Annotated in this window: 7 protein-coding genes and 1 tRNA gene; 4 read left to right on the top strand and 4 right to left on the bottom strand. The window is 68.5% G+C overall.

All coding sequences use genetic code 11. From position 1 onward, the window contains the following. Positions 1-7 precede the first annotated feature (7 nt). The 3 genes from ABH935_RS49590 to ABH935_RS49580 all read right to left on the bottom strand — a co-directional run bounded on the left by ABH935_RS49590 (position 8) and on the right by ABH935_RS49580 (position 6,125). On the bottom strand, positions 8-2,227 hold the full coding sequence (locus ABH935_RS49590; protein WP_370385001.1) for an ATP-dependent RecD-like DNA helicase: 2,220 nt from the start codon (positions 2,225-2,227) through the stop codon (positions 8-10). Between the two features lie 173 nt (positions 2,228-2,400). Next, positions 2,401-4,248 (bottom strand): glycosyl hydrolase family 28-related protein, encoded by a 1,848-nt coding sequence (locus ABH935_RS49585; RefSeq protein WP_370385000.1) that lies wholly within the window; start codon positions 4,246-4,248, stop codon positions 2,401-2,403. Positions 4,249-4,253: 5 nt separating this feature from the next. Continuing rightward, positions 4,254-6,125 carry a beta-galactosidase gene (locus ABH935_RS49580; RefSeq protein WP_370384999.1) on the bottom strand — a complete coding sequence of 624 codons (1,872 nt, stop codon included), beginning with the start codon at positions 6,123-6,125 and terminating at the stop codon, positions 4,254-4,256. Positions 6,126-6,328: 203 nt separating this feature from the next. On the opposite strand from ABH935_RS49580, the gene ABH935_RS49575 reads away from it, so the two are divergent. Together ABH935_RS49575 and ABH935_RS49570 are read left to right on the top strand one after the other, a co-directional pair. Then, the gene (locus tag ABH935_RS49575; RefSeq protein ID WP_370384998.1) at positions 6,329-7,588 is read left to right on the top strand and encodes a DUF1266 domain-containing protein; all 1,260 of its coding nucleotides are present in this window, start codon (positions 6,329-6,331) and stop codon (positions 7,586-7,588) included. Positions 7,589-7,746: 158 nt separating this feature from the next. After that, positions 7,747-7,819: transfer RNA gene (locus ABH935_RS49570), tRNA-Glu, on the top strand. 43 nt (positions 7,820-7,862) lie between these two features. Here ABH935_RS49570 and ABH935_RS49565 read toward each other — a convergent pair. Then, the gene (locus ABH935_RS49565; protein WP_370384997.1) at positions 7,863-8,918 is read right to left on the bottom strand and encodes a LacI family DNA-binding transcriptional regulator; all 1,056 of its coding nucleotides are present in this window, start codon (positions 8,916-8,918) and stop codon (positions 7,863-7,865) included. A 182-nt stretch (positions 8,919-9,100) separates the two neighbouring features. On the opposite strand from ABH935_RS49565, the gene ABH935_RS49560 reads away from it, so the two are divergent. Together ABH935_RS49560 and ABH935_RS49555 are read left to right on the top strand one after the other, a co-directional pair. Next, positions 9,101-10,471, top strand: a complete 1,371-nt coding sequence (locus ABH935_RS49560; protein ID WP_370384996.1) for a ricin-type beta-trefoil lectin domain protein — start codon at positions 9,101-9,103, stop codon at positions 10,469-10,471. A gap of 68 nt (positions 10,472-10,539) precedes the next feature. Next, entirely contained in the window at positions 10,540-12,642 is a 2,103-nt protein-coding gene (locus tag ABH935_RS49555) for a ricin-type beta-trefoil lectin domain protein (RefSeq protein ID WP_370385012.1), read from the top strand. The last annotated feature ends 200 nt before the right edge of the window (positions 12,643-12,842 follow it).

Here is a 12,842-nt window from a genome sequence, read left to right as displayed (position 1 = left end):
ACTCGATCTACGTTCCGGCAGCACTGTCCAGTACTGCTTGAAGTCGGCGGGCCAGGGCGGTGTTGCGATCGCGGCCGGCGCTGTGGACGGCGATTTCGAGGGCGCGGCGCTGCCCGACGAGGACGACGAGCTTCCGGGCTCGGGTGACCAGGGTGTAGAGCAAGTTCCGGTACAGCATCAGCGGCCCTGTCTCCGTGGTCAGCGGGGCGACGACGTAGGGGTACTCGCTGCCTTGGGAGCGATGGATGCTGATGGCGTAGGCGTGCAGGAGGTCGTCGAGCTCGTCGAAGTCGTAGACCGCGATGTCGCCGTCATCGGTGCGCAGCTGCACGGTCCGGGACTGCGGGTCGAGACCGGAGACGACGGCTGTGGTGCCGTTGAAGATCCCGGAGCTGCCCTTGTTCGGGTCGTTGCGGATCGGCATCACCTTGTCCCCGATCCGGAACACCGAGGTGCCGGCCCAGTACTCGTTCTTCTCCGGATCGGCGGGGTTGAGGCGTTCCTGCAGCCGACGGCCCAGCTCCACCGTTCCGGTCACGCCGCGGCGGGTCGGGGCCAGGACCTGGACGTCGGACGGCGGGACGCCGTGCGAGGTCGGAATCCGGACCGTGGCGATCTCCAGGACCCGCTCGGTGACCAGCGCCAGGTCCTCGACCTCGTCGAACCAGAACTCGCTCGTGCGCGGGTTCGGCATCCGTCCGGCGCGGATCAGGTGGGCGTTGGCGGTGATGGAGGAACCCTCGCCCTGGCGGAACACGTGCGTCAGTTCGGTTCGCGGGATCTCCGGCACCCGCAGCAGGTCCTGCAGGACGCTGCCCGGACCGATGGACGGCAACTGGTCGACATCGCCGACCAGCAGCAGGTGCGTGCCCGGCGGCACCTGGCGAGCGAGCTTGAGGCCCAGGAACACGTCCAGCATGGACGCCTCGTCGACGACGATCAGGTCGGCCATCAGCGGGCTGTCGTCGAACAACGCGTCGGGGTCGGCGTCAGGCAGGTCGGCCACCAGCCGGTGCACGGTCATCGCCGGCATCCCGGCCAGCTCCGAAAGCCGCTTGGCGGCCTTGCCCGTGGGAGCCGCCAGCGTCACCCTCCCGCCGCAGGCCTTCACGATCTGCGCGATCGTCTTGACGGTATGGCTCTTGCCGCACCCCGGGCCTCCCGTGAGCACCGACACGGTGTGCGTCAGCGCCATCCGCACCGCCGCCCGCTGGCCGTCGTGCAGATCGGGGTGGTCGACGTCGAGGGTCTCAGCACGTCGTCGGGCCGCGACCGGAACGTCCGAGTCGGCGTGCAGCAGCTTGGTGATCGCCGCGGCCAGGGACCGCTCGGTGTTGTGCAGCGCCTTGGCGAAGACGACCGCCGCCGACGGGCCGGGCTCGTCCGGATCGGGGTTCGGATCAGGCTCGACGATCACCGCCCGCTGCGCGGCCAACTGCTCCAGTTCGATGCGCACCAGCTCGCGGTCCTGCCCCACCAACCGGGCGGCATCCAGAAGTAGACGCGTGTGGTTCACATAGCAATGGCCGTCCCGCCGAGCGGCATCCAGCCGGTCGGTCAACGCCGCCCGCAGACGCGTCGGATCCTGCTCGGCGACACCGGAGGCCAGGGCGATCTTGTCGGCGATCGCGAAGCCGATGCCACGGACCTTCTCGATGAGCTGGTACGGGTCCTTGCGGACCACGACCAGCGAGTCCGACCCGAACTCCGCGTAAATCTTCGCGGCCATCAACGGCGAGATCCCGAACCCCTGGAGCACCACCATCAGGTCCCGGATCACCTTCTGCCCGACCCAGGACGACACGATCCGGTCCTTGCGGACCGCGCCGATCCCGTTCACCTCGGTGAGCCGCCCCGGATCGGCGTCGATGACATTCAGCGTGTCCTCACCGAAGTGCTCGACGATCGCCGTCGCCAGACTCGGTCCGATGCCGCGGATCAAACCCGAGCCCAGGTACATGCGGATACCGCGAATGTGCGACGGCAACACGCACTCGCACGAGCTCACCGAAAGCTGCGTCCCGAACCGGGAGTGCTGCACCCACCGTCCGCTCAGCAGCACGACAGAACCGGGCTGCACGCCCGCCAGAGCCGCGCCGGCAGCGGTGAACTCCCCCTGCTCGTCGGAGTTCAAGCGGACAACGGTGTACTCGTCGGCGCGCACGAAGATCAAGCGCTCCACCGCCGCCTCAAGCCGGACCTCGCCGGCGGGCTCGGACTCACTCACAGGCCACACAGACTTCCTGGGCACTGAGTACGACCGGGAAACCCAGCCCTCGGTGGTTGGCACAGCATGGTCCGGCCAGTTTAACTGCCGCCACCACCACAAACGATGACTGAACGTTGCCGATGAGGCTCTTGCGACCGTGCAAGAGCCTCATCGCTTCTACCGGACCAGTCCTACGGCGCGCGGGACGGGTACGGCGGGTAGACCGGGGTCGGGCTAGTCGTGGTGCAACTGGTGGGGAGGACGCCGGAGTTGCCGCCGTCGTCGGTGACCTTGAAGTTGCCGCCGTCGCAGCTGTAGCTGGGGGTCTTGCCCTGGTTGGCTTGGGCGATGCCGGTGCCGGTGACGTTCTTCAGCGTCACGGAGGCTCCGGTCTGGTCCTGGAAGGCGAAGGTGCCGGTGCCGGCGATGGTGACGGTGTCCAGGTTGACGCCGTTGACGGTGCCCTGGATCCACTGGACGGCCTCGTAGGGGCTCTGCTCGATCAGGGCGTTGGTGACGTTCAGCGGGCCGGCGATGGTGGCCTGCTGGGCGTCGAACCAGAGGGCGCCGACGCCGAACTTCCAGTTGGGGTCGAGGTCGCCGTCGCGGAGCATCGTGTTGTTCTGGATCGTGTAGAGGCCGACGGGGGTCGATTTGAAGCGCTGGCCGATGTGGATGCCGCCGCCTTGGCTGATGCCGCTGTCGACGACCAGGTTGCCGCTGATCGTGTTGCTGTTCCCGCCGTAGCCGGCGATGCCGTTGGCGAGCTGCTGGAGCTGCACGGTGTTGTTCGAGATCGTGTCCTGCGAGTCGGCGCCGATGCCGGCGTCGGCCCACAGCGCGATGCCGTCGTCGCCGGTGTTGCGGACATTGCTGTCGGTGATGGTCGAGCCGGTGACGCCGCCGTGCAGGTTGATGCCGTCGGCGGTGGTGTCGCGGATCCGCATGCCGCTGAACGTCAGGTTCGCCATGGGGCCGTCCATCCAGGCCCCGACCTTCATGTGCTCGATCCACAGGTTCGACACGCTGGAGTTGCTCAGCGCGCCGCCGATGCCGTTGACCTGCGCGCTGTCGTTGCGGATCTGGACGTTGCCGGAGATGGCGAAGTTCGACAGGTGCACGTCGGTGCTGGGGTTCGGCGCCGAGTTGCCGTAGAAGCCGGGCGCCGTGCCGGCCACGGTCGAGTACCACATGCCCGCGCCCTCGACGGTGACGGTGTTCACCGCGATGTGCCCCGGGACGTCGAACGTCCCCGGCGGGATCCACACGGTCCCGCCCTTGCCGGCCGCGGCGATCGCGGCGTTGAAGGCGGCGGTCGAGTCGGCGGCCCCGGACGGGTCGGCGCCCTTGCTCGTCACGGACACCGAGCCGGCGGGCTGGCTCGCGGGCGCGGCCACGTGCTCGAAATCGGCGAGGTCGACGGTGTACGAGGAAGCGGTGTCCTCGGAGTCGACCTGGAGCTTGAAGGTCGTGCCGGCCGGATAGGTCGTGGAGAACAGCCGGTGCGCCTCGTCGTAGAAGTGGTGCGGCTTGCCGTTGCCGGGGTTGTTGGTGAACGGGTAGGTGCCGTAGTACCAGCTGTAGGCGTTGGTCAGCGTGAAGTCGGACTGCTTGGCGCCGTTGACGTACAGCGACAGCGGCGCGGTGTATACGGCCCCTGTCGCAGTGTCGGGGATGCTGTAACGGAAATCGATCGAGTTCGTGGCGACCGGCGTGGTGAAGGTGACGTACTTGCCGCTGCCCTGAAGCGTCACCGCCTCGCGGCCGGAGGCCTCATCGGCGAGTTGGCCCGCGGTGAAGCTCGGGCCGATGACGGTGCCGTTCGTCGGCTCCTTCTCCGCCTCGACCTCGGTGTACGGCAGGCTCGCGCCGTTGCCGCCGGTCGCTGCCGCCGGCGCGGCCGCGGCCGCGTGGGTCGCGGGAGTCGCGACGGCGCCCGTAGCCAGACCAACCACGGCCACGGGTATCCCCGCGACGACAAGCGTCGCGGCGCCGGCGAACACTGCGGTCCGCCGGATCCTTCGGTTCGGAAGAGACACGGTGATCAGCATCCTGACGGAGTAGGAGTTCCCGACGGCACGCCGCCGGCCACCATCGACCACTTGGTCAGCGAAGCCGCGGCAAGACTGGCCGAGGCGCAGACGCCACCGGAGACCGCCTTCTGCGGAATCGTCGCGCCGCTCGCGTTGACGAGGTGATAGCTGCCGGAGGCCAGGCCGAGGCCGGCCGGGTTCACGGTGATCACGTTGTTGTACGCGGTGCCGGAGTTGATGTCGGCGATGGTCAGCTGCGCGCTGGTGTTCCCCGCCGCGACGACCGGGACGATCTGCACGATGCCGCTGTTCGCCAGCTTCGCGTACGCCGGGGCGTACTGCGCCAACTGCGATCCGGCCGTCAGCAGGTTCCCGCCGGCGTTCTTGTACGCGGTCAGGTTCGCGTCCACGCCGTTCATCGGCAGGACGGCCTTGTACTGCGAGAGCTTGACGACTCCGGTGTTGACTTCCTCGCTGGTGACCACGCTGAAGCCGGCCTGGTACCCGTCCCAGAGGGCTGCGACGGTGTTCTCCGGCGCGCCGAGGTTGGGGCCGGAGGCGTTGCCGTAGGCCGCGGAGGCGTCGATGTACACGGCTACCGGCTGCTGCGGGTACGATCCTGACAGGCTTTTGATGTTCGACAGCCAGCGGGTGTAGATCGGGAAGGCGACGACGTCCTTCTGCGTGCCGTCGTGGATGAAGAAGTCCGTCCCGCCGCCGTTCGGGAGCATCATGCCGTAGTTCCCGATCCACTTCACCGCCTGCGCCGCGAGCTGCGTGCTGTCGCTCGGCGCGGTCCACTCCGTGGCCACGTTGACGCCGTAGGCCCGGCCCATACTGGCGAAGAGCAGGTCGATGCCCGAGGACTCCGAGCAGTCCTGGATGACGGTGATGTTGTACTTCTTCGCCAGCGAGAACAGGACTTCGGGCACGTTCTCGAACGTCGCCCAGTTCCCGATGTGGCCGCCGGAGTAGTAGTAGAGCGGCGTCGAGGCGCTGACGCCGCGGACGTCGGCGGCCAGCTGTCCGTAGATCTGCCGCACGGTCCACAGCCGGAACAGCTGGTAGACACTGGCCAGGGCCTGTCCGGGCGTGGCGGCCGGCACCTGCGAGAACGAGGTGTACGAGGTCTTGTTCGCGCTGTTGAAGGCGCTGATGCTGCCGTACGTCTGAGGCAGGTACACGGTGTGGAACTCAGCGATGTCGGCCGGGGCCCAGCCGTCGACCGCGCCGCTGACCGAGCTGCCCCAGACCGCGTCGAGCCGGCCGTAGTCCAGGATGCTGCCGCCGTAGCCCGCCTCACCCGCGACGTGCTTGACGGTGTCGGCGACGTAGGTGCGGTAGGCCGGCTCGTCGGTGGGATCCCACCAGGCCGGGGTGGTGCTCTGCGCGCCGGTGTTCGTGACCTCGTGGCTGGTGGCCCAGGCGGCGGGACTGCCCTTCCAACCGGAGTACCAGAATATGAGCACCAGACGGACGCCGGCGGCCGAGGCGTTGGAGATCTCCTGGTCCAGTTCGCTGTAGTCGAAGGTGCCGTTCGACGGCTCGACGGTATTCCAGGACATGTCGATCTCGGCGGTGGTCAGGCCGTCGTTTTTGAGCGCGGCGAAGCTGGAGGCCGACCAGGGGGTGCCGTTGTTGTCCCATTTGAGCTGCGTGGACCAGAACGGGGTGGCCGACGCGGCGGGTGCGGCCGTCTTGGCCGAGCCCGACGTGGCCGAGGTGGCCGACGTGCCCGAACTTGATGTGCCTGACGTGCGCGAGGTCGCGGCTTCGGAGGTGGGGACGAGTGCCGCGACCAACGCGACGACCACGGCGACGGCGCCGAGGACCGCGGCCGGAAGCGGGATCGGATACTTGCGCGGACGGTTCTTGAATATCATCGTGGGCCATTCCTGTGGGGTGTCTCATGTGTTTTAGCGCGCGGCTTCACATCTGTCGAGATTCAGCTTTTTTCCGCAACAACTTATTTGACAGTTCCGGCGATGAAACGCCTAACTCGACGGTTAAGTAAGTCGCCATCGCGGCCCTCCGGCATGGCATATTGGGGACCTACCGCGAACGACGGAGCCCAGGGGGACTCAGCGTGACGACCGATAGTTGGACCGCGCCTTCGATCGACGACCAGGGGCTGCTCGCGGCCCGGGCGGCGGACGACACGGACGCGTACTTGGCCGTGCTGGCGCGGCTGGACGTGTTCGTGCCGCGGCGCGAGCCGGATCAGGGTTCGAAGTTCAGCCTGCGCAGGTCCGTGGTGAAGCTGAACCAGCTCACCGTGTACGGCCAGCTGAACAACGCCATCCGCGGCACCTCGAAGTCGGCGCTGACGGTCAGCCAGGAGTACGACACCACCCGCCGCGGCGCCCGCCTGATCCTGCCGGTGTACACCCGCGCGCTGCTGCCCGCCGAACGCCCCAAGGGCGTGTACTTCCAGCGCAACCTGTTCCCGGCGTGGGTGCAGGACCTGGCCAGGCAGCGCCAGACCATGCAGCTGGTGGTCAACCCGGGCACGCCGGAGGAGTACGAGCTGAACGTCGGCAAGGCCGCGCACTGGATGCGGAAGAACCCGCAACTGGTCGGCAGCTGGAGCGAGCTGCGCGGCACCGTCCGCACCGTCTACAACGAGCCGGCGCAGGGCGATCTGGCGCGCGCCCTGGCCTGCGGCGCGCACCTGTCGGTGACCAACGCCGTGCCGTGGAATACCCTGGGCCACGCCTGGCTCGACTACCACAGCGAGCGCGAGCTGCTGAGCCAGTGGTGGGGCATCGACGGCCCGGTGCAGTGGCAGAACCAGGTCGACGCGCTGCTCGACAACGAGAACCCGCAGCCCGTCGACCTGGTGCTCGGCATCCGCACCGAGCGCGGCGCGGGCGTCCGGCCCAGCGGCGACCCAGCGCACGACACGGAGCTGCTGACGCAGGCGATCGACGCCTGGTGCCGCGACCGCGGCGCCCCGGAGCGCCTGGCGCAGGAGATGACCGACATCGCGCAGTGGGTGGTCCGCTGCGAGACCTGGATGCGGCGCGACGGCGTCATCGCCCCCGACGCGATCGTGGCCACGCAGGACAGCTGGGATTGGGGCCGCTGCGTGAACATGGCCCGCTGGGGCCTGTCCTGCGGCTTCTGCGACCGCACCACCGCCGAGCAGATCGTCCGGCACGCCGGCACCCTGTGCGCGCGGACGTACGCGGACTGGGGGCAGATGTCGGCGGCGTACGTCCTCGGCCGCGTGATCAAGATGGGCCGCCAGGGAAATCCGGAGGACTCGTACCGCGAGTCGCTGCGGATGCACCGCGCGCTGACGCAGGATCCGGCCAGCCCGTACCTGACGGTGCCGCTGCACTGACGGGCCGCGGCGGACGCCGAGCTCAGAGCCCCGCACCACCCCGGAGTGACCCTGGTCACGGCCCGGCCACCAGCCGGTAAATGCGGGATGAGCGCCGTCCGAAGTGCGCTATGCTTTCGGGGTCGCAAGGCGCCCCGGAGCGCTGACGCGGCCGCTAGGGCCCCGTTGTGTAGCGGCCTAGCACGCTGCCCTCTCAAGGCAGTAGCGCGGGTTCGAATCCCGTCGGGGCTACCTTTTTGGAAGGGTCCGTACTCGGTACGGGCCCTTTTTCGCGTCATGACCGCACCGGCACCGGACCGGTGCTCCCCCGCACGATCAGCTCTGTCGCCAGTTCCAGGTGCAGGGCCTCCAGTGCCTGGCGTTCCATGAGGCGCACCAGCATCGTCACCGCGATGCGGCCCATCTCGTCGAGGGGTTGGCGGACGGTGGTCAGGAGCGGGGTGGTGGCGCGGCTGATCTCGCTGTCGTCGAAGCCGGTGACCGACAGGTCGGTGGGGACGTGGAGGCCGCGTTCGGCGGCGGCTTGGACGACGCCGACGGCGATCTTGTCGTTGAAGCAGGCGATGGCCGTCGGGCGGTCGGGGAGGTCCAGGAGGTCGCGGCCGGCGCGCAGGCCGGTGTGGATCGCGGGTTCGCCGTAGTGGTGCAGGCGGGGGTCGCTCAGGAGGCCGGCTTCGGAGAGGGCGGCGAGGTGGCCGGCCAGGCGGTCGGAGCCGGAGAGCCAGTCTTCGAAGCCTGAGACGAAGCCGATGCGGCGGTGGCCGAGGTCCAGCAGGTGGCCGGTGACGGCTCGGGCGCCGGCGGTGTGGGCCGAGGCGATCGAGACCACGCCGCGCGGGACGGGGGTGCGGGGGTCCACGACGACCAGGGGGTAGCGGCGCGTCTGGAGGAAGCGGAGGTCTTCGGCGGGCTCCGGCGGGAGGATCAGGATCGCGCCGGAGGTGGCGCGGGCTGTCGGGAGGTCGCGGAGGACTGGGACGTCGACGCGGGAGTCGCCGACGTCGAGCATGACCTGGCGGCCGGCGGTGTGCAGGGCCTCGGCGACGGCGGTGACGAGAGCACCGAAGTAGTCGCTGAGTTTGTAGGGGCAGCGCACGAGGACCGGCAGTCCAGTCTTCGGCAGGCGGGGGCGGGTCGCGGGAGCGTGGCCTCCGAGTCCGTCGATCGCCTCGTGCACCCGGCGGCGCGTGTCCTCGGACACCTGGCCTTGGGCGTTGATGACCCTTGAGACGGTCGCGATCGACAGACCGGTCTCCGCGGCGATCGCCCGGACCGTGACGCGGCCCCGGCCCCGGGCCGTGCCCTGTCCTGGAACATCGCCTTGTTTCATCGGGGCAGGATAGCGCCTCCACCTCGGCAAAGACCAGGTAAACCCTCTTTATTCGCGTCTTGACGAAAGTAGGCCGGAGTGCTTCACTCCTCATCGGCCAACTGTGTTACTGAACTGTTTCCGTAACAACTTGGGTCGGTTCAGCTGCATGCCATCTCCACCCCCCACAAAGGAGCAGCACAGTGATCCCACCTCTCGAACGGCTCAGACCCCTGCGCGCCGCCCTCGCAGGAACCTGCGCCCTGGGCATCGTCGCCGGCGCCGTGGCGCTGAGCACACCGGCGAACGCCGCGACCCCACACGCCGCGCGCGCCATCCCCGCCCACTACGCCGCGCCGTACCTGGAGCTCAGCGGTAGTTCCGCGGGCGACATGGCGGCCGACATGAACTCGTCCGGCGTGTCGCGCTACACGCTGGCGTTCTTCATCCCGCAGTCCGGCTGCACGCCGATGTGGGAGGCCGGCAACTACCCGGTCGGCTCGTTCACCTCGGAGATCAACTCGCTGAAGTCCGCCGGCGGGGACGTCATCATCTCCTTCGGCGGGGCGTCCGGCGGCGAGCTGGCGCAGACCTGCACGGACGTGCCGTCGCTGACCGCGGCGTACAAGAACATCGTCACCACCTACGGTGTCAGCCGGCTCGACTTCGACATCGAGGGCGGCGTCCTGAGCGACACCGCCGCGACGTCCCGCCGGGACCAGGCGCTGGCCGCGCTCCAGCAGCAGGTGCCGGGGCTCCAGGTCGACTTCACGCTCGCCGTCGACCCCAACGGCCTGCCGGGGGACCAGATCAACCTGCTGCAGGACGCCAAGAACCAGGGCGTGAACGTCAGCGTCGTCAACCTGATGACGATGGACTACTACGACGGCCAGCCGGTCATCAACGACGCCCTGTCCTCGGCGCAGGCCGCCGCCGGGCAGATCGCGAGCCTGTACGGCATATCGACCTCGGCGGCCTACGGCAAGGAGGGCCTGACGCCGATCGCCGGCAAGAACGACGACGGTGCGATGTTCTCCCAGTCCGACGCGCAGACCCTGGAGAACTTCGCGGCGAGCAACGGCGTCGCAGAGCTCTCCTTCTGGGAGGTCGACAGCTACGACAAGGCCACCGGTTACGCGTACTCCCGGATCTTCAACGGCATCACCGGGAACGGCGGCAACCCGCCTCCGCCGACCGGCACCGGCCCGATCACCGGCTACCAGGGCCTGTGCCTGGACGACCGCTCGGCCTCGAACGCGAACTTCAACCCGGTCCAGGTCTACACCTGCAACGGCAGCAACGCGCAGAGCTGGACAGTCACCTCGGCCAACACCCTCCAGGTGCTCGGCAAGTGCCTGGACGTCAACGCCGCCGGCACCGCCAACGGCACGAAGGTCGACCTCTACGACTGCAACGGCACCGGCGCCCAGACGTGGGTCCCTCAGTCCAACGGTGAGCTGCTGAACCCGAACTCCGGCAAGTGCCTGGACGACACCGGCTTCGGCGGTTCCGGGACTCAGGTCCAGATCTGGGCCTGCGCCGCCTCGGCCAACCAGAAGTGGAACCTGCCTTGAGAAAACGCGTACCCACCGCCGGATTCGGCGCGCTCGTCCTGACGGCGGGCCTGCTGACGTTCGGCCAGATGGCGACCGCGCCCCAGGCGCACGCCGCCGCTCCCGTCGGCCCGATCACCGGCTATCAGGGCCTGTGTCTGGACGATCGGGGCGCCTCGACCACCAACCTCAACCCGGTGCAGGTCTACACCTGCAACGGCACCAACGCGCAGAACTGGACCGTCAACAGCGGCTCCAACACGCTCCAGGACCTCGGTAAGTGCCTGGACCTCAAAAGCGGCGGCACGGCCAACGGGACCACCGTCGATCTCTACGACTGCAACGGATCCGGCGCTCAGGTCTGGGTCCCGCAGTCGAACGGATCGCTGCTGAACCCGCAGTCCGGCCGCTGCCTGGACGACACCGGCTTCGGCGGCTCCGGAACACAGGCCCAGATCTGGGACTGCGCCGGCTCGTCGAACCAGCAGTGGACGCTGCCGACCGGCGGCGGAGGCGGAGGCGGGATCCCGCACCCGGACTTCGGGCCGAACGTCACCGTCTTCGACCCGTCGATGTCCACCTCGACCATCCAGGCCGACATCAACAACGTCTACAACGCTCAGGTCAACAACGAGTTCGGCACGCAGCGCAACGCGCTGCTGTTCGCGCCGGGCTCGTACAACGTCGACGTCCCCGTCGGCTACAACACCGAGGTCGCCGGGCTCGGACTGAACCCCGACCAGGTGAACATCACCGGCGGCACGGTGCACGTGTTCGGCCACACCGCCGACGGCAACGCCACCCAGAACTTCTGGCGCGACGCCGAGAACATGGAAGTCAGCCCGCCGTCCGGCAGCACGATGTGGGCGGTCTCCCAGGCCGACCCCTTCCGCCGCATGGACGTCAACGGCGGCATGCTGCTGTACGACAACGTCCACGGCAGCGGCGGCAACTGGTCCAGCGGCGGCTACGTCGGGGACTCGCGGATCTCCGGGCAGATCAACTCCGGGACCCAGCAGCAGTTCCTGACGCAGGACACCGCGATGAACGGCGGCTGGACCGGCTCGAACTGGAACATGGTCTTCGTCGGCGACACCAACGCGCCGTCGAACTCGTTCCCGAACCCGCCGTACACCACGGTCGCGCAGTCCCCGACGAACCGCGAGAAGCCGTTCATCTACGTGGACGGCAGCGGCACCTGGCAGGTGTTCGAGCCCGCGCTCCGGACGAACGCCCAGGGCCCGGACTGGACGAACGGCACACCGGCCGGCACGTCCGTCCCGGTCAGCCAGTTCTACATCGTCAAGCCGGGCGACACCTCCGCCACGATCAACGCCGCACTGTCGGCGGGCAAGAGCCTGATCGTGACACCGGGCGTCTACCACCTGGCGTCAGCACTGAACATCACCAGCCCGAACACCGTGGTGCTGGGGCTGGGCATGGCGACGCTGGTCCCGGACAACGGCAACGCCGCGATCACCACGGCCGACGTGGACGGCATCGACCTCGCCGGACTACTGATCAGCGCCAACTCCACCAACTCCGCAGTGCTGATGCAGATCGGCCCCAGCGGCTCGTCGGCGAGCCACGCCGCGGACCCGACCGAACTGCAGGACGTCTTCTTCCGTATCGGAGGCGACCAGGCAGCGCAGGCCTCGCAGGCCCTGGTGGTGAACAGCAACAACGTGATCGGCGACGACCTGTGGCTGTGGCGCGCCGACCACACCAACGGCGTCGGGTGGACCGTCAACCCGGCGAACAACGGGCTCGTGGTCCACGGAAACAACGTGACCATGTACGGCCTCGCGGTGGAGCACTTCGAGCAGTACCAGACCGAGTGGTTCGGCAACGGCGGCCGAACGTACTTCTACCAGAGCGAATGTCCGTACGACGTGCCGGACCAAGGAAGCTGGGTGCCGCCGAACGGGGCCCAGGGATACGCGTCCTACCTGGTCGATCCTTCGGTGACCTCACATCAGGCGTGGGGCCTGGGGATCTACGCGTACTTCCGCGACAACCCGTCGGTGGTGCTCGATCACGCGATCGAGACACCGAACACCGGCGGCGTCAGCTTCCACGACATGGTCACAACGGTGCTCGGCGGCGACGGGACGATCAACCACCAGGCCAATGAGACTGGCGGGCAGGTGACACCCAGCCACAATGTCAGCTATCTGACGAACTATCCGTAAACCTTCTACCGCACAGGGAGGCCGGCCGCGATCCAGCGGTCGGCCTCAGCGGTGTTCGAGACAACGCGGGTGGCGACAGGCCGCGCGGCCGGCCACGCGGTGCCGGGTCCGACCGGACCATGCGGGGTGTTGGTTCTGGGTCCCTCGCCGCGTCGGCGGGCTCTGCCAACCTGCCCGGTTTGGCGGTGTCAAGCCGGACG

This window comes from Catenulispora sp. GAS73 (assembly GCF_041262085.1).
Lineage (GTDB): Bacteria > Actinomycetota > Actinomycetes > Streptomycetales > Catenulisporaceae > Catenulispora.
The sequence above is the reverse complement of the archived record's forward strand: the minus strand, read 5'-3'. Positions and strand labels throughout refer to the sequence as shown.